Source organism: Enterobacter sp. MGH120, assembly GCF_001037725.1.
Classification (GTDB): domain Bacteria; phylum Pseudomonadota; class Gammaproteobacteria; order Enterobacterales; family Enterobacteriaceae; genus Enterobacter; species Enterobacter hormaechei_C.
Genome location: NZ_KQ089940.1, coordinates 3552411 through 3575030, shown reverse-complemented (window position 1 = coordinate 3575030; position 22620 = coordinate 3552411). Strand labels below are relative to the sequence as shown.

At 54.6% G+C, this 22620-nt stretch carries 21 protein-coding genes; 5 read left to right on the top strand and 16 right to left on the bottom strand.

The annotated features are described in order from the left end of the window. The first annotated feature begins 202 nt into the window (after positions 1–202). Both rhlE and dinG read left to right on the top strand, forming a co-directional pair. Positions 203–1585 carry an ATP-dependent RNA helicase RhlE gene (gene rhlE / locus SK54_RS16680; RefSeq protein WP_017693771.1) on the top strand — a complete coding sequence of 461 codons (1383 nt, stop codon included), beginning with the start codon at positions 203–205 and terminating at the stop codon, positions 1583–1585. Positions 1586–1682: 97 nt separating this feature from the next. After that, positions 1683–3860: an ATP-dependent DNA helicase DinG gene (gene dinG / locus SK54_RS16675; protein WP_017693770.1), complete on the top strand. Its 2178-nt coding sequence runs from the start codon at positions 1683–1685 to the stop codon at positions 3858–3860. On the opposite strand, the gene SK54_RS16670 is transcribed toward dinG, so the two are convergent. The 5 genes from SK54_RS16670 to SK54_RS16650 form a co-directional block, all read right to left on the bottom strand. Then, positions 3847–4350, bottom strand: a complete 504-nt coding sequence (locus SK54_RS16670) for a fimbrial protein (protein ID WP_015571072.1) — start codon at positions 4348–4350, stop codon at positions 3847–3849. The two genes, dinG and SK54_RS16670, sit on opposite strands and share 14 nt — an antisense overlap. 5 nt (positions 4351–4355) lie before the next feature. Then, on the bottom strand, positions 4356–5345 hold the full coding sequence (locus SK54_RS16665; RefSeq protein WP_017384925.1) for a fimbrial protein: 990 nt from the start codon (positions 5343–5345) through the stop codon (positions 4356–4358). Between the two features lie 21 nt (positions 5346–5366). Next, on the bottom strand, positions 5367–7910 hold the full coding sequence (locus SK54_RS16660) for a fimbria/pilus outer membrane usher protein (protein ID WP_148110098.1): 2544 nt from the start codon (positions 7908–7910) through the stop codon (positions 5367–5369). A gap of 26 nt (positions 7911–7936) precedes the next feature. After that, complete coding sequence (locus SK54_RS16655; RefSeq protein WP_045334448.1) at positions 7937–8611, bottom strand: fimbrial biogenesis chaperone; 675 nt, start codon at positions 8609–8611, stop codon at positions 7937–7939. Between the two features lie 69 nt (positions 8612–8680). After that, positions 8681–9217 carry a fimbrial protein gene (locus SK54_RS16650; protein ID WP_023303332.1) on the bottom strand — a complete coding sequence of 179 codons (537 nt, stop codon included), beginning with the start codon at positions 9215–9217 and terminating at the stop codon, positions 8681–8683. Between the two features lie 255 nt (positions 9218–9472). On the opposite strand from SK54_RS16650, the gene ybiB reads away from it, so the two are divergent. Then, positions 9473–10435, top strand: coding sequence for a DNA-binding protein YbiB (ybiB, locus tag SK54_RS16645; RefSeq protein WP_048247632.1), 963 nt, complete (start codon positions 9473–9475; stop codon positions 10433–10435). A gap of 116 nt (positions 10436–10551) precedes the next feature. Here the strand turns inward: ybiB and ybiJ are convergent, their stop codons facing one another. The 3 genes from ybiJ to mcbA form a co-directional block, all read right to left on the bottom strand. Then, positions 10552–10812, bottom strand: coding sequence for a DUF1471 family protein YbiJ (gene ybiJ, locus SK54_RS16640; RefSeq protein WP_003858474.1), 261 nt, complete (start codon positions 10810–10812; stop codon positions 10552–10554). A gap of 285 nt (positions 10813–11097) precedes the next feature. Beyond that, on the bottom strand, positions 11098–11364 hold the full coding sequence (locus SK54_RS16635; RefSeq protein ID WP_017693765.1) for a DksA/TraR family C4-type zinc finger protein: 267 nt from the start codon (positions 11362–11364) through the stop codon (positions 11098–11100). 123 nt (positions 11365–11487) lie between these two features. Next, positions 11488–11751 carry a DUF1471 family periplasmic protein McbA gene (mcbA, locus tag SK54_RS16630; protein ID WP_003858470.1) on the bottom strand — a complete coding sequence of 88 codons (264 nt, stop codon included), beginning with the start codon at positions 11749–11751 and terminating at the stop codon, positions 11488–11490. Positions 11752–11992: 241 nt separating this feature from the next. On the opposite strand from mcbA, the gene rlmF reads away from it, so the two are divergent. Beyond that, complete coding sequence (gene rlmF / locus SK54_RS16620) at positions 11993–12904, top strand: 23S rRNA (adenine(1618)-N(6))-methyltransferase RlmF (RefSeq protein ID WP_017384919.1); 912 nt, start codon at positions 11993–11995, stop codon at positions 12902–12904. A gap of 45 nt (positions 12905–12949) precedes the next feature. Here the strand turns inward: rlmF and ybiO are convergent, their stop codons facing one another. From ybiO to rhtA, 6 genes are all read right to left on the bottom strand, one after another. After that, the gene (gene ybiO / locus SK54_RS16615; protein ID WP_048247630.1) at positions 12950–15160 is read right to left on the bottom strand and encodes a mechanosensitive channel protein; all 2211 of its coding nucleotides are present in this window, start codon (positions 15158–15160) and stop codon (positions 12950–12952) included. Between the two features lie 120 nt (positions 15161–15280). After that, on the bottom strand, positions 15281–16003 hold the full coding sequence (glnQ, locus tag SK54_RS16610) for a glutamine ABC transporter ATP-binding protein GlnQ (protein WP_023296158.1): 723 nt from the start codon (positions 16001–16003) through the stop codon (positions 15281–15283). Next, positions 16000–16659, bottom strand: coding sequence for a glutamine ABC transporter permease GlnP (glnP, locus tag SK54_RS16605; RefSeq protein ID WP_003858462.1), 660 nt, complete (start codon positions 16657–16659; stop codon positions 16000–16002). Before glnP ends, glnQ begins: the two co-directional genes overlap by 4 nt. Before the next feature lie 93 nt (positions 16660–16752). After that, complete coding sequence (glnH, locus tag SK54_RS16600) at positions 16753–17496, bottom strand: glutamine ABC transporter substrate-binding protein GlnH (protein ID WP_003858455.1); 744 nt, start codon at positions 17494–17496, stop codon at positions 16753–16755. Between the two features lie 361 nt (positions 17497–17857). Next, positions 17858–18361: a DNA starvation/stationary phase protection protein Dps gene (dps, locus tag SK54_RS16595; RefSeq protein ID WP_000100801.1), complete on the bottom strand. Its 504-nt coding sequence runs from the start codon at positions 18359–18361 to the stop codon at positions 17858–17860. A gap of 298 nt (positions 18362–18659) precedes the next feature. Then, on the bottom strand, positions 18660–19547 hold the full coding sequence (gene rhtA, locus SK54_RS16590) for a threonine/homoserine exporter RhtA (RefSeq protein WP_017384917.1): 888 nt from the start codon (positions 19545–19547) through the stop codon (positions 18660–18662). Between the two features lie 354 nt (positions 19548–19901). Here rhtA and ompX point away from each other — a divergent pair, with 354 nt between their 5' ends. Then, the gene (gene ompX / locus SK54_RS16585) at positions 19902–20420 is read left to right on the top strand and encodes an outer membrane protein OmpX (RefSeq protein WP_003858450.1); all 519 of its coding nucleotides are present in this window, start codon (positions 19902–19904) and stop codon (positions 20418–20420) included. 116 nt (positions 20421–20536) lie between these two features. On the opposite strand, the gene SK54_RS16580 is transcribed toward ompX, so the two are convergent. Next, positions 20537–22120: a phosphoethanolamine transferase gene (locus tag SK54_RS16580; protein WP_048247628.1), complete on the bottom strand. Its 1584-nt coding sequence runs from the start codon at positions 22118–22120 to the stop codon at positions 20537–20539. A gap of 269 nt (positions 22121–22389) precedes the next feature. Next, positions 22390–22518: a manganase accumulation protein MntS gene (mntS, locus tag SK54_RS16575; RefSeq protein ID WP_017384915.1), complete on the bottom strand. Its 129-nt coding sequence runs from the start codon at positions 22516–22518 to the stop codon at positions 22390–22392. Positions 22519–22620 lie beyond the last annotated feature (102 nt).

Here is a 22620-nt window from a genome sequence, read left to right as displayed (position 1 = left end):
CGGCATTAAAAATTAATCAATCGATTGATTAAGATTATGCCTGATTCGCCCATGCGTCGAGTCATCCCCGGGGATATTTTATGCGCCACGTCACAAAAGCTGCTACACTCCGCACCTTCGCGACATTGTGGTTTTTGTCCTTCTATTCGTTATATCTCCCTGAAAACTACACCTGTGATGGTCGGGGCGGTTCGGAGTTTTTATGTCTTTTGATTCCCTTGGTCTGAACCCGGAAATTCTGCGCGCCATCGCAGAGCAGGGCTACGTTGAGCCAACCCCTATCCAGCAGCAGGCTATTCCGGCTGTTTTGCAGGGCCGTGACCTGATGGCAAGCGCGCAGACCGGTACCGGTAAGACCGCGGGCTTTACCCTGCCGCTGTTAGAGCTGCTGGTAAAAAACCAGCCGCACGCCAAAGGCCGTCGTCCGGTGCGTGCGCTGATCCTTACCCCAACCCGTGAGCTGGCGGCCCAGATTGGCGAGAACGTGCGTGAGTACAGCCGCTATCTCAACATTCGTTCGCTGGTGGTTTTCGGCGGGGTAAGCATTAACCCGCAGATGATGAAGCTGCGCGGCGGCGTGGACGTGCTGGTGGCAACGCCGGGGCGTCTGCTGGATCTGGAACACCAGAACGCGGTGAAGCTCGATAACATCGAAATTCTGGTGCTGGACGAAGCCGACCGTATGCTGGATATGGGCTTCATCCACGACATTCGCCGCGTGCTGGCGAAGCTGCCGACGCGTCGTCAGAACCTGCTCTTCTCGGCAACCTTCTCCGACGAGATCAAGGCACTGGCGGAAAAGCTGCTGCATAACCCGCTGGAAGTGGAAGTCGCGCGCCGCAATACCGCCTCCGAGCAGGTGACGCAGCACGTGCACTTTGTGGATAAGAAGCGCAAGCGGGAACTGCTCTCCCAGATGATCGGCCAGGGCAACTGGCAGCAGGTACTGGTCTTTACCCGCACCAAGCACGGCGCTAACCACCTGGCGGAACAGCTCAATAAAGACGGTATTCGCAGCGCGGCGATCCACGGCAACAAGAGTCAGGGTGCGCGTACCCGCGCGCTGGCTGATTTTAAATCCGGCGACATACGTGTGCTGGTGGCAACCGACATCGCCGCCCGTGGCCTGGACATTGAAGAGCTGCCGCACGTGGTGAACTACGAGCTGCCAAACGTGCCGGAAGACTACGTGCACCGTATCGGCCGTACCGGCCGTGCGGCGGCAACCGGGGAAGCGCTCTCTCTGGTCTGCGTGGATGAACACAAGCTGCTGCGCGACATCGAACGCCTGCTGAAGAAAGAGATCCCGCGCATTGAGACCCCGGGTTATGAAGTGGATCCGTCGATCAAAGCCGAGCCAATTCAGAACGGTCGTCAGGGCGGCGGTCGCGGTCAGGGCGGCGGCGGTCGCGGTCAGCAGCCGCGTCGTGCCGAAGGTGGCGCGCCGAAATCTTCGGGCAAACCGCCGCGTCGTAATAACGACAGCAAACCAGCCGGTGAAAACCCGTGGCGTAGCGGCGAAGGGAAACCGGCAGGCGAGGGGCAGCGCCGACGCCGCCCGCGTAAACCTGCTAACCCGCAGTAATCTGGAAGCCCGGTCGTAAAGCCGGGCTTTTCTTTTTGCGGCAGCGGAGAGAAAGTGCCACAATAGTGGCTGTTTATACAGTATTTCAGGTTTTCCGATGGCTTTAACCGCTGCGCTCAAGGCGCAAATTGGCGCATGGTATAAGGCGCTACAACAGCAGATCCCCGACTTTATCCCCCGAGCCCCGCAGCGGCAGATGATTGCCGACGTGGCAAAAACGCTCGCCGGGGACGACGGACGACATCTGGCGATTGAAGCCCCGACCGGCGTCGGGAAAACCCTGTCGTATCTCATTCCCGGCATTGCCATCGCGCGGGAAGAAGACAAAACGCTGGTGGTCAGTACCGCTAACGTGGCCTTGCAGGATCAGATCTTCAGCAAAGATTTGCCGCTGCTGCGCAAAATTATCCCGGATTTACGCTTCACCGCCGCCTTTGGTCGCGGGCGTTACGTCTGCCCGCGCAATCTGGCGGCGCTGGCCAGCAGTGAACCCTCCCAGCAGGATCTGCTCGCGTTTCTTGATGACGAGCTGACGCCAAACAACAAGGCGGAGCAGGAGCAGTGCGCAAAGCTAAAGGCCGATCTCGACGGCTACAGGTGGGACGGCCTGCGGGATCACACCAGCCAGGCGATCGGCGACGACCTGTGGCGCAGGCTCAGCACCGATAAAGCGAGCTGCCTGAATCGCAACTGTCATTACTATCGCGAGTGCCCGTTCTTTGTCGCCCGGCGTGAGATTCAGGAAGCGGAGGTGGTTGTCGCCAACCATGCGCTGGTGATGGCTGCCCTGGAGAGTGAAGCGGTCCTGCCGGAGCCCAAAAACCTGCTGCTGGTGCTGGATGAAGGTCATCATCTGCCCGACGTGGCGCGGGATGCGCTGGAGATGAGTGCGGAAATTACCGCCCCGTGGTTTCGCCTGCAACTCGATCTGTTCTGCAAGCTGGTGGCAACCTGCATGGAGCAGTTCCGCCCGAAAACCACGCCGCCGCTGGCGGTCCCGGAGCGGTTGAGCGAGCACTGTGAAGAGGTGTACGGCCTCATCGCCTCGCTGAATAACATCCTTGACCTGTATCTTCCCGCCACCCAGGAAGCGGAACACCGCTTTGCGATGGGGGAGTTGCCACAGGAAGTGATGGAGATTTGCCAGCAGCTGGCGAAGCACCTTGAAAAGCTGCGCGGGCTGGCGGAGATGTTCTTAAACGATCTCAGCGAGAAAACCGGTACCCATGACGTGGTGCGCTTGCACCGCATTCTGCTGCAAATGAACCGCGCGCTGGGCATGTTTGAGGCGCAGAGCAAACTCTGGCGGCTGGCCTCGATGGCGCAGGCGTCCGGGGCGCCAGTGACAAAGTGGGCCACCCGCGAAGTGCGAGACGGACAGGTACATCTGTTCTTCCACTGCGTGGGCATCCGCGTGGCCGATCAGCTGGAAAAGCTGATCTGGCGCAGCGTGCCGCACGTGGTAGTGACGTCGGCAACCCTGCGTTCACTGAACAGCTTCTCAAGGTTGCAGGAAATGAGCGGCCTGAAAGAGAAAGCGGGGGACCGTTTTGTGGCCCTGGACTCGCCGTTCAACCACTGTGAGCAGGGCAAGCTGGTGATCCCGCGCATGAACTATGAGCCGCTTATCGATAACGAAGAGCAGCATATTGCGGAAATGGCGGCCTACTTCCGCGAGCAGGTTGAGAGTAAAAAATACCCCGGTATGCTGGTGCTGTTTGCCAGCGGCCGCGCGATGCAACGCTTCCTGGAGCACGTCACCGATCTGCGCTTACTCCTGCTGGTGCAGGGCGATCAGCCGCGCTATCGGCTGGTGGAAACGCACCGTAAACGCATTGATAACGGCGAGCGTAGCGTGCTGGTGGGGCTACAGTCCTTTGCGGAAGGGCTGGATTTAAAAGGCGACTACCTGACGCAGGTGCATATCCATAAAATTGCCTTCCCGCCCATCGACAGCCCGGTGGTGATCACCGAAGGCGAATGGCTGAAAAGCCTTAACCGTTATCCGTTTGAAGTGCAAAGCCTGCCTGCGGCGTCGTTTAACCTGATCCAGCAGGTCGGGCGCCTGATCCGTAGCCACGGATGCTGGGGCGAGGTGGTGATTTATGACAAACGTCTGCTCACCAAAAACTATGGCCAGCGGCTGCTGAATGCGCTGCCGATCTTCCCGATTGAGCAGCCAGAAGTGCCGGAGGTAAAAAAACGCCCGGCAAAACCCTCTGCCGGGCGTACAAAAAGCATCCGTGCAAAGAGGCGCGGTCCTACTGGTAAGTGAATGTCACCTGAATCACGCTGCTGAACGTCCCGGCAGTGACGGGCATTGAGGTGGCGTAGTAGCGTGCGGACAGAGGAAAGGTTGCCGTGTGGTCGCTCGGATTGATGGCGGCGTTAAAGGCGGCCTGCGGGGCAATCAGTATTTTGTCCTGTCGGTCTGCCAGCTCCAGCGCCAGTCCCTTTGCGCTACCGATATTGGCAAATTTGGTCGGATGCACGCTGTCTGCCTGGCCATAGAAAAAGGCCGTGGCAAGCGCCAGCGTGGCTGGGCAGTGCGATACTGACAGGGAAAAGTCTTTCCACTCGCCGGTATCCCCCACGTCTCTAAAACTGCCCGACACCGCCTGGCCTAAGTCCACCGTCAGGTTGCGGCTGGCGCTGTCAATGACGCAGGTATTGGCGTAAATATTTCCCGTCATCTGGATCTGAATGTCGTCTGCGTGAGCCTGGGCCAGTAAGCCCACCGCCAGAAACGCGATTGTCTTTTTCATGTTTGTCACTTATAGGCGAGAGTGATGGTTGCTACGGTGTTGGCGGGGCCGGGCGTCACCACATCGCTGGTCTGCTCGTAGCGAACCTGAAAGGGGATATCCAGCGTTTCATTGGCAACGGCCTGGCTTTGGGTGTTGACGTAGGAGTCAAAGGTCGCGATATGGTCATCAAACAGCATTCTTACCCCGACGCCCCTTGCCATGCCCGTCTGCTTCGTCAGTTTGATCACTCCCTCAAATGCCGTTTCGTACCCGTTAGCACTGGTGATTTTTAGCTCAGGCTGAACGGTTGTGTCACAGTTAACGGTGATATTAAACGTCTGAGCGGGGCTGGATAAAAACCCCACGCTCATAAAATCACTGACGGGAAAATCGCCCAAATTAACGGTGAGATTTTTTGGCGAAACAGAGCAGGTGACCTGATGCAAAATGACGTTACCTGCATACGCAATATGATTAGGGCTGCCGATCCCTTCATGGCCAAAAACGCCAATGCCGAATTCGGTCTGAGACTGCACCAGCGTGCCGGAGGTCACGGCGTCGCTTGTTTTGACCAGTTCAAGCGTGACGTCAAAGTTGAACGACTGTGTGCCATCAGTAGAAACATAGGCAACAGGCGTTCCGCGTGAATCGCACTGTACTCCGCCGGCTCCGCTGATTCGCTGACCCTGATCGTTCATTAGTGCGACCCCAATTCCCGGTACGCCGGAATCATAAACGCCCCTGAGCCCAGGAATTTCCGCGCCGGTGCCGTAGTAGCAGGAAACAATTTCCAGACCGCTGTCGATACTCTGATCGCAGTGCCCGGCAACATGAACGCTTTGCTCTGTACCCGGGATAGTTGCGCCAACGGCCAGCGTCGTGGGGACAGAGATGGAGGCCACGTTAATCATTTTGGGCAGATCCGGCGTGGTGCAGGTCGCCTTCGCATGCGGCATAAATAACGCGGCGGTTCCCAGAACCAGTAAGAAAAAGCACTGTTTAATCATTTGCATAATCGTTAGCCTGAACGGTAATCAATGACACTGCGCGGCAGCGTTAATGATGCTGGTTTTCTCTTTCTCATCCGTTAGCGCATAGTCAGCGACGCAGTGCTCGCTCGCCTCCTTTCCCCAGGAAACGTTGAGATGCCCTTGCTGTGGAAGACCCGAGAGGTAAGTCTGGCCGTCATTTCCGACAATAAATTCGCTGTCCTTATCCCCGGTGGTGACCGTTGCGCCGAAGGGCAGCGGTTTACCATTTTGTGTAAGCGTCATCAGGACGCGATTACCCACGCGGGTAGTAAAGCTGGCGCGCACCACGGCCCCGCGGGTTGGCGTCACGATCTGCGCCGCGTGGGTGACGTCGGCATCCTCCGGCAGCGTTTCGGTATCCAGTGCGATGGTGTTATGGCGATACGCGGTCACGAACGGCACGACGGTATAGCCGCGGAAGTCAGTCTCCACGCCTGTCTGGTTGGTGATATGGGTGCCGTGCGTACCTGGCGCTTTCACCAGCGCGATGGTTTCACCGAGCGGCTGGCTCAGGGTTACCCCGTTAGCGTGGGCCACCACGCCGCCCTGCAAACCGACGTTCAGGGTCTGCTGATACTTATCCTGACTGACGCCTGCGCTCACTTCGCCGTAGGTCGCTTTGTAATCGGCGTTGATGCTGGTGGAGTTACCGCTGCCGGTGCTGCTGAGCCCTTCCTGGATATTCCAGTTCAGGTTGTCTTCTTTCAGGGCCGTACCGTTAAGACCGATGTTCTGCGTGGTGCCATCTTTGGTGTTGTTCAGGTTGTACGTGGCCCAGGTGTTATGCATCCAGCGATCCAGCGGAACCGAAACGCTCAGCGAGAACTGGTTGTCGTTTGTTACCTCATTACCGTCTTCATCGCTGTCGTGGGTGTTTTTGTTCATGCTGTAGCTGAGGCTGTAGCTCACGCCGTGCCAGCTGTTGTTGTAGCTGACGCTCAAGGAGGTCATGTTCTGGCTCTGGCTCCAGTAAGTTTCCTTCACCATGCTCAGCGTCACCGACCCCCAACCTTCTGGCAGCGTCTGGTCAATGGTGGCTTCTGTACGGGCGCGGCGCTGCTGGGGAGCAGACCAGTCGTCGGCGCGGGTATACGACTCCATAGTGTCGTCCAGGGTATAAAACCCCTTGCTGTTATAGCGATAGCCCGCAAGCGAAAAGTTGGTGCCTGAACCGGCGAAATCTTTGCTGTAGCGTACGCGCCACGACTGGCCCTTGCTGGTCTGCTGTTTTTTCAGCAGGGCTCTGGCGCGGGTCACGTCAATGGAGAACGCCCCGAGATCGCCCATGTTTTTCCCGGCGCCGAGCGCCTGGGACTGATAGTGGCTGCTCTGCTGCACGCCGCCGTAGGCCGTGAAGCCGTGAGGTAAACCGTAGATGGCGCTTCCCTGGGCAAACGGGGTCTTTTCAACGTCTTTGTCATAAGAGCGATAACGCCCGGCGGTTACGCTGTAGCGCAGGTTTTTTTCACGCTGCAATACCGGCACGGAGGCAAACGGCACCACGAAATGACTTTCGCTGCCGTCAGTTTCTTTCACCGTGACCTGGAGGTCGCCGCTGCTGCCGGTGGGGTAGAGGTCGTTAATTTCGAATGCGCCCGGCGCGACCGTGTTCTGATAAATCACGTACCCGTTCTGGCGGACCATCACCAGCGCGTTACTGTGGGCGGTGCCGCGAATAATAGGGGCATAGCCTTTTTCGCTGTCCGGCAGCATGTCGTTGTCGGATTTCAGCTCCACGCCGGTGTAGGGGACGCTGTCAAAAACGTCGGAAGGTGAGGTGCTTTGGCCCACCGTCACGTCACTTTTCATTGCCACAATATCGCGTTGCGCATAGGTATAAACGGAGGTGAATTTCTGTTCCTCCTCGTGGCCCGTGGTGCTGCGATTCCAGGTGGAGTAGTTACGAACGCGCCATGCCCCGAGGTTGAAGCCGGGACGCAGGTTAACGTACTGGCTGCTGCTATCCTCTTCACCCTGCTGGCGCGCATGGCTCTGGCTGGCGTTGACGCTGTAATTAAGCAGGCCCGCGTTGATCCCTTCGTCAAACTCTTTCGGGTCGATGTAACCGCGTGGCACCTGTCCGAGCGCCTTTTGCGGAATGCTCAGCAGCAGCTGCTGATTGCGCACGCGAAAGGTCGCGGATGCCGAAGGGATGGCGTGTAGATCGGCGCATTGACCTTCTGCCCTCAGCTGCGGATATTTTTGCGTTTTGATCCCGAGGCTCTTTAATTCGTCCAGTGTAAAACAAGGCTGAAGCGTGCTGGTGCCCTGCGGATCTTTAACTACGTTAAAGGTCACGTCACGGGTATCAATTTTATTGTTATTGATAAATACCGCGACCTGATATTTACCTGGCGCCTGACCGGGACCTTTTTCATAGACAGACAGATCGGTCTTTTCCTGCTGCGGGTTATCAATGTCCAGCAGGGCAGGGTTAAAATAATCATCAGCCAAAACCTGCTGCGCAAAGATCGCCATTGCCAGGCAACAAAAAGTCATCAGCAATGACGAAAAGCGGCAGGTGAACGGCTTTTTATGGCTGTACATGATGATTTTATTACCGGGCAATATTACTAATGAACGGGTTTAGACCATGTCTGGCTGATGCTGCCGTAATCCGTAATAATGGAATACACGACGGTCGAGCCTCCGACATTGCCAGGTAAAGCAAAATGCGTTTCAGTTTTCGGCACAGCCCAGGTGGCTTTCGTGATTTTCTGACCATTCAGGGTGACGGCCTGAAAATTCATATAGAAAGGCGTGGGATTATTTACCACTAAATCATTCCCTTCGCGATGCCATTCAAGTTTATCGGCCATATCTTCTGGTTTGCCTTTTACCGCTGACGGGCGATACAGCAATTTAATTCGGGTGTTAATGGCAATTTGCAGCGTATTTACGCCTTCAACCTGCTTTGAGGAAGGGATCGCTTTAATATTCAGCCAGTACAGAGATTCCCTGTCTTGCGGTAAATTTCCTCCCGTACGCACTACGCGTAGTACGTTATCTTCTTTCGCATCCAGTCGGAAAAGCGGCGGGGTGATCAGGAACGGGGCTTTGGCCAGGTTTTTACCGCCGGAATCGACCCAGGACTGCACCAGATAATCCGTGGTATCTGGGTTTGAAAGACCAAGAGATGATTCCTTTTTATCTCCCTGATAGACCAGACGGGTGCCATTGATCACGACACCCGCCTGTGCCGAGGCTGCTACCAGTAAAAGAGTGCTCAGTAAATAACCGTGGCGCATAAAGATTTCTCAATAAAAAGATGAGATATTAATGCCCGCAAGAGCATTAATATCTCAGGATTGATAAGATCAGTTATAAATAACGGTGAAGGTCGATACAGAGTTAGCAGGGCCCGCAGTAACTGCCGCCTGAGTTTGAATATAACGCGCACCGAACTCCAGGTCGTTAACCTCCGTTCCGGAGGCTAAAGGATATTGCTTCGAAGGGGTATACAGAGTGACAGGCTGCCCGGAAGCGTCCATTAGCTGAATAGCTACACCAGTAGCCGCATCGGTATCGGGCGTTAATGCCAGCGTGGCATTATTATCCGCATCCGGGGTACCACCGAAGTTAATCGCAGCCGAGGTTACGGTTTCCGGACAATTGGTTAACTTAATATCAAACTTCGTGAGTGTGCTGGTAGAGCCTGCGCCGGTAAATACCGTTTTAGATACTTTTCCTAACTGAACATCTAATGGATTACTTAATCCATTCACGACCTGGCAAGCAGAATCGATAATTTCTCCGGTGAAATTAATCTGCCCTTCACCGTTGGTTGCCGCAAATGCGGATGCAGAACATCCCACCGTTGTGGCGATAAACAACCCTAATGCAACCTTGTTCATAGTAAATCCCAATGTGTTACTGGCAAAAACGTTGCCTGGACGTTTTTACCGTTGACCCTTAATAACTTTCCGATGTTTATTTAATCAAAAAAAGGGCAGGTACGAATCTTTAGTTCCAATCACAAATAATGCAAATAGTGCTTGAGTTTATTTTTTTACCTGAAAACAGCAGGTTGATAATGATCACAAAACACTATCGGGTGCGTGTTCATCGGGCTATATTGTTAACAAGATGATGCTGTCAGGAGAAATGTCGTGGATTACCGCAAAATTATCAAAGAGGTAGGGCGTGGGAAAAACCATGCTCGCGATCTGGATCAGGAAACGGCCCGTGCGTTGTACACGCATATGCTGAATGGCGACGTGCCGGATCTGGAAATGGGCGGCATTCTGATTGCGCTGCGCATCAAAGGGGAAGGTGAGGCGGAGATGCGCGGTTTTTATGAGGCCATGCAGTCGCAGACGATGCGTTTAACCCCGCCCGTCACGAAGCCGATGCCGATTGTGATCCCGACCTACAATGGCGCGCGTAAGCAGGCAAACCTCACGCCGCTGCTGGCTATTCTGTTGCAGAAACTCGGTTTCCCGGTGGTGGTGCATGGCGTGAGCGAAGATCCGACGCGCGTGCTGACAGAAACCATTCTGGAATTTTTAGGCATCGAACCCACTCTCCATGCTGGCCAGGCGCAGGCAAAGCTGGAGGGGAACCAGCCGGTCTATATTCCCGTGCGCGCGCTCTGCCCGCCGCTGGAAAAGCAGCTGGGCATGCGCTGGCGCATGGGGGTACGTAACAGCGCCCATACCCTGGCGAAGCTGGCGACGCCGTTTGCCGAAGACGCCGCGCTGCGTCTTTCCAGCGTCTCCCATCCGGAGTACGTGACGCGGGTCGGTCAATTCTTTGCCGAAATCGGCGGGCGAGCGCTGCTGATGCACGGGACTGAAGGGGAGGTTTACGCCAACCCGCAGCGTTGTCCACAGCTGATGCTAATTGAGCCTGCCGGGACGCGGGTCGTGCTCGAACGTGAGGAAGAGAACAGCGATGTGATCCTGCCTGAGTCGAAAGATCCGCAAGTCACCGCGCACTGGATCGTACAGTGTCTGGCCGGAAAGGTGCCGGTTCCGCAGTCTATCAAGCTGCAAATGGCCTGCTGTCTGCTGGCGGCAGGGGAAGTGGCGTCCGTGGACGCCGGGTTGCAGCGCGTGGCGCAGTCGTTTTAAGCAAAAAAAAGCCCGTCCAGTGGCGGACGGGCAAACAAGGGTAACAACAACAGGGTCAATGAGGGTTGGAGCATCTCACCAGAGGGTAGGGTGAGGGTGGAGCATAATTCGTTCGATTACTTGTAGATAACCGCAGTACCGCTCAGTTTGTTATTACCGTTAGTGGAGGTGATGGTGTATCCACTTGCGCCGGCAGCGGCAGCTTTTTCCGCCAGTTTGGCTTCCAGACCGTCCAGCGTGGTCGCGCCTTCAGCACTCACCACCCCGATTTTATTCAGATCCTGTGCCTGAGTAGAGGAGACTGGCTCTACGGCGAAAGCGCCGAAAGACAGAGCGGACAGGGCAACAGCGGCAACAGCATATTTGATGGTTTTCATAGGTCAATTCTCGCAGGTTATTCTGTTAAGGGGACGATGTTCCGTCGATGTGATAAGTATCACGGTTTTTAGTGGAAGATAAAATCGAAGAGAATTGACGTGGTTACTCAAAAAAATTGAATGACAAATAACTTATTGATTATTAATAAATTCAGAAGCGCAATTGACATTTCTTGGGGATGCGCTTTACAGAAGCCATCGGAAGGGCACGTTTTGCTACGCGTTTCGCTAAAAGTCGTGAGCGTAAAGTAAACGGCTGGCGCGGTTAACTTCGGTAAAGGAAAGTCAACGTAACTGGCTGTCTTTCGATCCTCTACGATTATATCCTGAATGTGCCGCATTTTTTGAATCTTTCTCCTGCTGACAGGCAATGCATAGCCGTACGCCAGGAATGGCTTTACGCCGTGCTTCAGGAATCGGATCCCCGCACTCTTCGCATTCCGTCAAACTTTCGCCGCGCGGAATTTCACCGCGAGCACGCGCGACCGCATCTTCAATGGTACTGTTGATCTGTTCGTTAACGGCGTCGTCATTCGCCCAGCCGGAAGCCATCATGTTCTCCTGATCTGTTTAAGCCATTCATCTTAATATGGGGTTAAAAAACGCACAGTCAAGGCGAAGGAAGGAAATGAGAACTGCATCTGCCTTGCAGATGCAGTGTGGGAAAAGAGGGCGTTATTTATAGATAGTCGCGGTGCCGTACATATGGTTATCGCCACCGGCGGCGTTCACCACGAAGCCTTTAGCCCCTTCCTGACGCGCTTTTTCGGCCAGCTTGTCCTGAAGGTCATCAAGGTTGCTTGCCCGGCTGACAGAGACCGTCCCGGCCGCACGTAGCTGGCTGGTGTCGTTGCTGTCGGTCAGAGGTTGAACGGACCAGGCTGAGAACGATGCGCCTGCCAGCGCACCCGCAATAATAAAGGTCAGATACTTTTTCATAATCACATCCTCAGGGAAACAACAGGTGATTCCTCTTAAGTTTAGAAGCCTGACGCACGTGATTTAGCGCAAAAATTTGATGATGATCTGCTTATTTTTTGAACGATAAATTCTGACAATTTGCTGACAGATCATAGACATACAGGTTGCTGATTTTCGTCGGTTTTTTGTGCAGCGCAGACAGATATTTACCCCCGCGCCGTCACAGGGTATCTTACGCGGCTGTCTAAAGGAGAATGCCATGACTTCCCAAAAGCCGGGATTGCACCCGCGTAACCGCCACCGTAGCCGCTACGACATGAAAGCCCTGTGCCTGAGCTGCCCGGAATTGCAGGATTTTATTGTTCAGACACCAGCCGGTGAACCGTCGGTAAACTTTGCCGATCCGCTGGCGGTTAAGACGCTGAACAAAGCGCTGCTGGCCCATTTTTATGGCGTTACGCACTGGGACATCCCGGATGGCTTTCTCTGCCCACCGGTGCCAGGACGTGCGGATTATGTCCATCATCTTGCCGATCTGCTGGCGGATGATAATGGCGGCGTGGTGCCGAAACAGGCCACCGTGCTTGATATCGGTACGGGCGCGAACCTGATCTACCCCCTGATAGGCGCACATGAGTACCAGTGGCGGTTTACCGGCAGCGAGATCGGCGCCGAGGCCTTTGCCAGCGCACAGGCCATTATCAACGCTAACCCAGGGTTAAGCCGGGCCGTTCGTTTGCGTCGTCAAAAGGATCCCGCTGCTATTTTCAACGGCATTATTCACAAGAACGAACAATATGATGCCACCCTGTGCAACCCGCCCTTCCACGACTCCGCCGCCTCCGCACGTGCGGGAAGTGAACGCAAGCGGCGTAACCTGGGCCAGGCTGAAGACGGCGCGCTGAACTTTGGCGGCCAGCAGCAGGAGCTATGGTGCGAGGGCGGGGAAGTGGCATTTATTCTGCGCATGATTGCCGAGAGTAAGGGCTTCGGTCGTCAGGTGAAATGGTTTACCACGCTGGTCTCCCGCGGCGATAACCTGCCGCCGCTTTACCGCGCGCTGACCGACGTCGGCGCGGTGAAGGTAGTCAAAAAAGAGATGGCGCAGGGCCAGAAGCAGAGCCGCTTTATCGCCTGGACCTTTATGGACGATAACAAACGCCGCAAATAGCCCCCCATCGCAGGCCGGGTAAGGCGAAGCCGCCACCCGGCTCGGTTACAGCGTCGGCTCCTGCGGAGGCAGCGGCGAAGCGGGCGGCGACAATACCTGATACGTCTGCACCGGCGCTCTCACGTTCGCCAGATCGAAGTGTTTTTTCACCATGCTGTCGAGGGCGAAGCGCACCGTCCACTGCTTAAGGGGCTGGGTGGTGAACGACACGCGCAGGGTAAAGGCAGTGTTCGTCAGCCCGACGATACCCGCGAACGACGGTTCACCAATCACCAGCCCGCGAATATCCTCCATCTCCATCAGTTCGCTCACCGCATCCCGCAGCGCCTGCTTCGCCTTATCTGCATCCTCATGACGATCGACATCATAATTCGCCACCACCGAACCAATGCCGCGCACAAAGTTGGCAAAGGTGGTGATCGATGACCACGGAATAATGTGGTACGCGCCGGTATCCTGACGTACGCCGACGGAGCGAATGGACATCCTCTCCACCGTGCCGGTGAGCGGTCCGATGGTCACCAGATCCCCGGTGTTCATCCCGTTCTCGAACTGGATAAAAACGCCGGTGATAATATCCTTCACCAGCGTCTGCGAACCAAAGGAGATCGCCAGCCCCAGCGCACCGGCACCCGCCAGCAGCGGGGCGATATTCACGCCGATTTCCGACAGCACAATCATGATGGTGATGGTGCTGATGATCACCGCCAGCGCGTTGCGGCACAGAGTCAGCAGCGTGCGGGCGCGGGCGCTCGGCAGCGGCCTGCCGTGGACATCCGACACCAGACGGTTTTCGATAAGGCTTGCCAGCAGCGTCCAGCCGACGGCGGAGAAGAACAAGATCAGCGCGATACGAATAAGAATATCAACGGTCTTTTCCCCCGCGCCGTTATGCAGCCAGTTCCAGAAATCAAACAGACCCCACGCGTTCAGCAGCAGCATAATTGCCAGGCAGACCGTCAGAATACGCGCCACCTTCAGGGATACCGTCATCCAGCCATTTACCCGCTTTTGCAGTTCCGGGTAGTTACGCTGAACCTGCGGCGACAGGGTGATCGTTTTCGACAGCCAGCGGGAGAGCAGGCCAGAGACAAAGGCCGCAATGCCGATAATCGCCAGGCTTTTGAACGTCGCCCCCATCATAAATTTCAGGCTATTGCCCGGATCGAACAGGGAGAAGAAACAGAGCACAATAAAATAGGCGCTGGCCAGCCAGTGCCACACCAGCGCAAAGGCGCGAATAAAGAGGCTGAAAAAGGAGAGGGAGCGATCGGCCAGGTGCAGCAGGCTGTCGGTGATCGCTTTTTTATTGTGGAAGATGAGGTACAGCGCCCAGACGGTAATGCACAGCATGATCAGCACGTTCGCCAGCGCCCCGAACTGCACGTTAACCTGGTTGGAAATAATCGGCACGGCAACCAGCAGGCCATAACCGATCAACCCGCTCAGCACGCTGAGCCGCACCGCCCAGTATTTGGCGCTCTGATCCGAAATGGCGAAGGGGCGAAGGTCCGGCACGCGCGGGCAGAAGATCAACCGCAGGAGGGCTTTAAAGAACTCAATCAGGGCAAAGGCATTGAGGAACAGTCCCTGCTGAAACGCGATGGTTTTGTTTCCGGTATTAAGTCGGTCGGCCAGCATCTGGCCGACAAACAGCGTCAGGGCCAGCAGCAGTAAATCGATGACAAACGCCCCGGTAATCATTGCCGGAAGATGCAGCCAGCTGCTTTTATGCTGATTCTTTTTGCGTCCCCACTGGCCCATTTTCCGGTAAAGCGGCCAGACAGACAGGCGCAACAGCCAGTAAAAAATGAAGACGGCGCCGGCCAGAATAGCAAACTGGGTGGCGGCTGCGGAAAAGGTGTGAGGATTAAAAGGCTTATGTGAGGTGCCAACCAGGTTGCGATAGAGCTGGGCAAAACGCGACGACAGGGCTTCCCCGTAGCGGCGACTGATGTCGGTGACGTTTTCCAGCACCGTTTTTTCTTCTTCGGCTTCCGGCGGCGCAATAGCAGGAACCGGATCCTGAGGCGGCGTGGCGGCCACTTTCCTCAGCTGATCGATCAGCTCCTGTCGGGACGTGTCGTTCTCAAGCACGTCGGCCAGCGCGCCGTAGGCGGCTTTTTTCTTTTCAGCGTCTGGCTCTGGCGGCGCATTTTGCTGGGTGGCGGTGGCTCCGGTGGTAACGCCGGGAAGGGTTACAGCAAGTGATGGCGCGCTAAACAGGCTAAACAGTAGCAACAGGATCCACGGCACGGCGTCCTCCGACAAAAATATCGTGCAAAATGATAAGTATAGAGCGCGGGGAGCGGAGGGGAGTTTTTGGGAACAATCCGGCGTAAAAAAGCCGGGCATGCCCGGCTCTGGGTGTGGCTATCAGGAGACGTGTTGCAGGAACTCCTGGAGGCGCTGGCTTGGTGGGTTCGCAATCAGCGCCTGCGGATTCCCGTCCTCCGCGATACGGCCCTTATCAATGAAGATCAGACGGGACGCCACCTTTTCGGCAAAGCCGATTTCGTGGGTAACGATCACCATCGTCATGCCTTCTTCCGCCAGATCCTGCATAACTTTCAGCACTTCGTGACGCAGCTCCGGGTCGAGTGCCGACGTTGGCTCATCGAACAGCATCATCTTTGGCTTCACCGCCAGCGCACGGGCAATGGCCACGCGCTGCTGCTGGCCGCCGGACAGCTCGGAAGGATAGTGGTGGGCACGCTCCGCCAGACCAACCTTCGCCAGCAGATCTCTTGCCAGCGCTTCCGCTGCCGCTTTGCTGGCCCCGCGCACGCGCAGAGGACCAAACATCACGTTTTCCAGCGCCGTGAGGTGCGGGAACAGGTAGAACTGCTGGAACACCATGCCCGCTTCCTGGCGGATCAGGCGCTCGTCCACTTTCGGATCGTTAACCTTCAGACCATCGACGATCAAATCGCCGCTGGTGATCTCCTCAAGCTTGTTAATGCAGCGCAGCAGGGTGGATTTACCGGAACCGGACGGCCCGATGATCACCACCACTTCGCCCTGCCTGATGTTCAAATCGATATTGTGCAGCACCTGGGTTGGGCCAAAGTGCTTGGAAACGTTTTTAAATTCAATCACAGGATTTTCATCCTTCTTTCAAGACGACGCAGAACAAAGCTCAGGACAAGCGTGATAATCAGATAGACAACGGCGACCGCACTCCAGATTTCCAGAGCGCGGAAGTTACCCGCGATGATCTCCTGGCCCTGACGGGTCAGTTCGGCCACGCCGATAACAATAAACAGCGAGGTGTCTTTAATGCTGATGATCCACTGGTTACCCAGCGGCGGCAGCATGCGGCGCAGCGCCAATGGCAGGATCACGTGACGAATGGTTTCGCGACGGGAAAGACCTAACGCCAGGCCGGCTTCGCTGAAGCCTTTATGAATCGACAGCACCGCACCGCGGGTAATTTCCGCAATGTAGGCGCCGGAGTTGATCATGATGGTGACAACGGCGGCGCTGAACGGGTCGATGCGCAGGTCGGTGAAGGCCATCGGCAGGGCGAAGTAGATGAACATGACCTGCACCACAATGGGGGTGCCGCGGATCACTTCGATGAAAACCAGTGCGATGTGGTTTGCAATCCAGCCGCCGTAGGTGCGGGCGAAACCGGCCACCAGACCGATAATCAACCCGCCAACCAGACCGAGGACCGAAATCCACAGGGTCATTTTAGCGCCTTCAAGCAAGAGAGGAATGGCAGGCCAGATGGCGCTCCAGTCAAACTGCATGATGTATTCCTGTATACCGTGGTGAAAAACAAAAAACGTAGGCCCGGTAAGCGGAAGCGCCACCGGGCGTTACAAACCTGAAGTCAGGTGAAATTATTTAGGCTCGGTACCGAACCATTTTTTGTAGATTTCGTTATAGGTGCCGTTCTCTTTCAGGGTTTTCAGCGCGCCGTTAACTTTGTTACGCAGGTCGTCGCTGCCTTTCGGGAACGCAATACCGTACTGCTGAGCTTCCAGGGAATCACCTACCGCTTTGAACTTGCCATTACCGGCGGTTTTGATGAAGTAAAGGATGTTAGGCGTGTCGTGCAGCACCGCGTCAGCGCGGTTGGTGCCCAGTTCCATGTAAGCGTTGTCGATGTTCGGGAACTGACGCAGGTCTTTGGTTTTGATGTTGGCTTTCGCGTAATCAACGGAGCCGGTGCCGCTCTTCACGGCGACCACTTTACCGTCGAGATCTTTCACGCTTTTCACGTCGTTGTTATCCGCTTTCACCATCACCAGCAGGCCGCTTTTGTAGTAGCCGTCAGAGAAGTCGATGGCTTTTTTACGCTCTTCGGTAATGGTGATGCCTGCCAGTGCCAGGTCAACGTTTTTGGTTTGCAGTGCCGGGATAATGCCGCTGAAATCCATTGGCTTCAGGGTGTAATCCAGTTTGAGTTCTTTTGCGACAGCGGCCCACAGATCCACGTCAAAACCAACGTATTTATCACCCTGTTTGAATTCAAACGGTACGAACGCCGTGTCAGTCGCCACAACCAGTTTGTCGGCAGCCTGCGAGGACACCGCAAACGCCAGGGTAAGTGCAGCCAGTGAAACTTTTAATACAGACTTCATAGCATTTCCTTTTATATCCACGGGGCGATCCCCTGCGAGAACCTCAGGCACAATGAAAAAATCGTGCCAATTTTACAAGCTGTTGTTTTGCAAAGGGGATGATGTCACGCATTGCACAAAAAGCGTGGCAATTCTGCCAGGTTGCACCAGAATGGAGCACCGTTTTGGTGCGCTTCGTTAAGGTCTTCTGACAGGGGGATATTTAGCGCAGAATCTGACGAAAAAACAATCTTCCGTTAACGGTTGTGTGAGGTGATTATTACATTTTATTCACTTTTGCGGCCGTTGCGGGCAAAAGTGCGCACCATAAATGTGCAAAACCCCCGCCAGGGGCGAGGGTTATTCGGACAATCCGCAGGGATTATTCGATGTTGGACTCAATGAACCACAGGAACTGATCCAGGTCGCGTGATGCGGCAGTGAAGATATCAGCGGTATCTTCATCTTTGGCTTCGCCAATCGCTTTACGAACATCATTCGCCACAATCGCATAACGATCCGCCAGCTCTTTCAGGTGATCCTGAACGGTATGGATATCCAGCGGATAGCTTTTCAGTGGCGTTTTGCTGTTGATCACCTGTGTTGTACCCAGTGCCACGCCACCCAGCTGTACAGCGCGTTCGGCCATGGTATCCAGGTGAGTCACCAGTGCTGTGCGGAAGCCATCCAGCATTTCATGAACGGCAATAAAGTTTGCACCGCGCATATTCCAGTGGGCCTGTTTGGTGATCAGCGAAAGATCGATGAACTGGACCACCTGGCGATTCAGCAACTCGATGGTCGCTTTTTTATCGCTATCCGATACATCGTTACGGGTATAAAGCAGATTAGACGCTTTCGTTTTCACCAGTTTAGCGGTACTCATAATCTCATATCCTCTTGATGTTTGTGTCCCAGGTAATTACGGGACTAAGTATAGCACCGGATTTTTTCTCTGCGGTTTGGCTCTGCCTATCGGTTTAATAGCGAAAGGAAGGTTGTATTATCAACTATTTGAAAAGTAAGTGGTTTATTTTAATTGATACAGATCAATCTTAATTCGCTTTCCCGGAAGGCGAGCAGGTGAAATATTTTGGCAATATGAGAGAGTTTGTAAGAAATTATTTGAGCTACTGACGTGGCGTATATTCTGCATGGCGGGTTAGCCATGCAGAATTTAAGGCTTAGTTGAGGTCTATTTTTTCCACTTTAGGTTCCGGACGCATGGTCAGGGTGGAGCCCATAGACGCCGCGATAATGGAACAGAGCGCCAGCGTTTGTACCAGGGTCAGGGTTTCACCGAGGAAAATCATTCCTGAGATGGCGGCCAGCGCGGGCTCCATGCTCATGAGCGTACCAAAAATGCGTGTGGGCAGGCGCGTCAGGGCGATCATCTCCAGAGAGTAGGGCAGCGCCGTGGAGAGAATGGCAACCGCCAGCCCAACCGGCAGGATTGACCACTGCCATATTGAGTCTGTCGCTTGTGCCATTCCAATCGGGACAAAGATAACGGCGGCAATCAGCGAGCCTAAGGCGACCGTCGCGGGGCCGTGCTCTTCCCCCGCACGCTGGCCAGTGAGAATATACACCGCCCAGCATGCCCCCGCGCCCAGCGCCAGAGCTGCCCCTGTCAGATCGATTTGTGAAACGCTTTGCCCGAGCGGCAGCAGGAACCATAGCCCCAGCACGGCCAGTACGACCCAGATAAAGTCTACCGGACGACGAGAAGAGAAGAGGGCAACCGCCAGCGGGCCGGTAAATTCAAGCGCGACCGCGATCCCCAGCGGGATCGTCTGAATAGAGAGATAGAACATGTAGTTCATCCCTCCCAGCGCCAGCCCATAAAAAAGCAGTGGCAGTCGCTGCTCCTTTTTAAACCGTAGCCGCCAGGGTTTAAAAACAACCACGAGGATCAGGGTGCCTAATGCGATACGCAGCGCCGTGACGCCGGGCGCACCAACCAGCGGAAACAGCGATTTTGCCAGCGACGCGCCGCTTTGTATGGACATCATCGCGATAAGTATGACTGCCACCGGCATCCAGACCGACGATTTACGAGGTAAACCTGGCATCCTTTCTCCTGTCAATTTATGTCAAATGAGGTAAAAGTCGCAGTGTAATGGAAATAAGCTGCAACGGTTGAGCTACTGTTGAAAAAAATCCAGGGAAAATCCGTAAAATGAGAAAACGTTGATGATTTTATCGCCTGAAAGATTAGGAATAATCTGGATGAACTAAATGGCGATGACGCGCACTATTAGCATTTACAGGTGAAAATCTGGAGTTATTTGAACGAGATAGCTGGTGCTGGAAATGTTCTGTTACAGGAAAGGTCGCATTAGACATCGTGAATGACAAAGAGTTTCACAGAATTTTTTGATATATTTAAAACTTACGGACTTACTTGAAGCACATTTGAGGTGGTTATGAAAAAAATTGCATGTCTTTCAGCACTGGCAGCTGTTCTGGCTGTTTCCGCAGGTACCGCTGTAGCGGCAACTTCTACTGTAACCGGTGGTTACGCTCAGAGCGATATGCAGGGCGTGATGAACAAAACCAACGGTTTCAACCTGAAGTACCGTTACGAGCAAGACAACAACCCGCTGGGTGTGATCGGTTCTTTCACTTACACCGAGAAAGATCGTACTGAAAATGGCTCTTACAATAAAGGTCAGTACTACGGCATCACCGCGGGTCCTGCTTACCGCCTGAATGACTGGGCAAGCATCTACGGTGTTGTAGGTGTTGGCTACGGTAAATTCCAGCAGACCGAAAACCAGGGTCTGAACCGTACTGCAAGCAACAGCGACTATGGTTTCTCCTATGGCGCAGGTATGCAGTTCAACCCAATCGAAAACGTTGCTCTGGACTTCTCCTATGAGCAGAGCCGTATCCGCAACGTTGACGTTGGCACCTGGATCGCGGGCGTAGGTTACCGCTTCTAATCACTTCGGTGAGCCAGTAAAAAATCCGCCCAATGTGGCGGATTTTTTTTGTTTGTACCCTCTCCCCGTGGGAGAGGGCCAGGGTGAGGGCATCAGCCCGCACGAAACGGCAGAAATTACTTACTCTTAATATCGAAAATATCCGTCCCAAGATGGGTATAGTCGACTTTCTGTAACTTAAAGTTGGTAATGTAAACTGGCGGGCCCTTCTTCCCGGAGATAAACGGGTAATCATTTTTTATCTCTTTCGCCTTAATCCCCGTCCACTGAGAGAAGAATTTCAGGAAATCGTTCGCGGAACGGCGCGCTTTGATGATGCGATGCGTTTTGTCATCACTCGACAGCACCATAAACGGTACCTGGAAGTTTTGCTGGAACTTGTCATCGTGTGCCAGATACTGCACCTGTTTACCGCGCTCCTTAAATGCCAGACCGTGGTCAGAGAAATAGACCATCGAGAAGCTGTCGCCGCTGTTGCGCAGCTGTGCGTACAGCTTGCTGAGCAGATCGTCGGTTTGCGTCATGGTGTAGAGATAACACGAGGTCTCTTTGGATTGCACAAACTCCGCATATTTTCCCCCGGTACGATCGCATGCCTGCGGGTGTGACCCCATCAGGTGCAGGACAATCAGCTGCGGCTGGGTGCGCTGAGTAGCAAAGACCTGCGCCGTCATTTTTAGCAACGCTTCATCTTTTGTGTTTTTATCGGCTTCGAAATCACCGCTTTTCAGGAACTGTACCTCGTCGGCACGCTTCGCGATGCTGGCGATGGCGGTATCATACTCGCCGATCTGTCCCTGGTTAGAGAACCACCATGTCTGAAAACCTGCCCGGTTGGCCAGGGTGACAAAATTATCCTGAAACTGCGGTTTTCCATCCACCACGCGGTTGAGCGTCAGACCGAGTGATTTCTGCGTCGAGCCGCTGGCCGCCACGTAGTCGGTAAACAGCGTACCGTTAACGGAGCTGGCAAACGGCGTGTTATCCCAGTGACCGCCAAACGCGCCGAGCGCATCGCGACGCGCGCTTTCCCCGATCACCACCACGTAAGTGTGATACTTCGGTTTCACCGCCAGCACGTTCCAGGTATCTTTCATGGTGGAAAGCTCGGCCATACGCGCCTGCTCGTCGAGCACTTCCTCGTTATTCACCACCACGTCTTTGACGAAGCGAAACACCGGATACCCGGTATCTTTAAGCTTAAACACGCCGCCCCAGGCCAGATTTTGTACCGGTGCAACAAAAAACGTCACCACGCTAAAGGCCAGGCACAGGCTTTCAATTTTACCCCATGCCTTTTTCCCGACGGGCTTACGACGAACCGCAATCACGCCGAGGGCAAAAATGAAAAGGCCAACCACGTAGTTGTACCACGGAAAGATCGTCAGGATCTCTGTGGACTCTTCCATATTGGTGGAGTGGAGCGCCAGCAGAGTATTAAAGTTCGGCGCGCCATAGGCCTGGCCAAACGGGAAATAGGCGGCAGCAATCAGAGAACAGATCCCGATAAGCACTTTCTGCACGCGCGGTGCGCTTCGCCAGAGCAGGTGAAGAATACAGGTGAATCCGACGGCATAAAGCAGGCTAAAGGGGTAGCCAAGAGCAAAGTTAATCAACAGCGATTGCAAAAAATAGAATCCCGTCCACGGGCTTAAGGCCCGGCTGCGGGTAACAAGTGTATCAATCAGGGTTACGTTCATAGATCACTATCACGAAAACGCCATGTGCTCACCCTGGCGTCAAGGGTCAAAGCCTGCCGGACAGTGCGTGGAAAGGGAATGAGAGGTCCGCTTCAGCGAGCCGCAAATTGTGCAGGGCTGCAAGAAGATAGTGCGAGCGTGAATTAAGGTCAACAGTTGCTAAACAGATGTTTTGCGAAGGGGGCTGCAAATCCGCAAAAATAATCGGGAACAGGCCAGTTTACAACGTAAGTGTGACGGGAAAATGAAGCGGCGTACCGCGACGCCGCTTAGTGGGAAGAATTGTCGTCCTGCTGCGGTTTGGCGTTAAACATATCGCACAGCATGTTCAACAGCATCAGGCGCACTTTAAAAGGAGAGTGGGTAAACACGTTCATACACCTCTTGAATTCATTCATAAGACCTCCTGATTCATGATCCCTTCGATCCGTGAAGGGTGACTGCATTACATACAGATATAGCACAGGCTATATTGTATAGCTATGGCTAATTCGTTAATT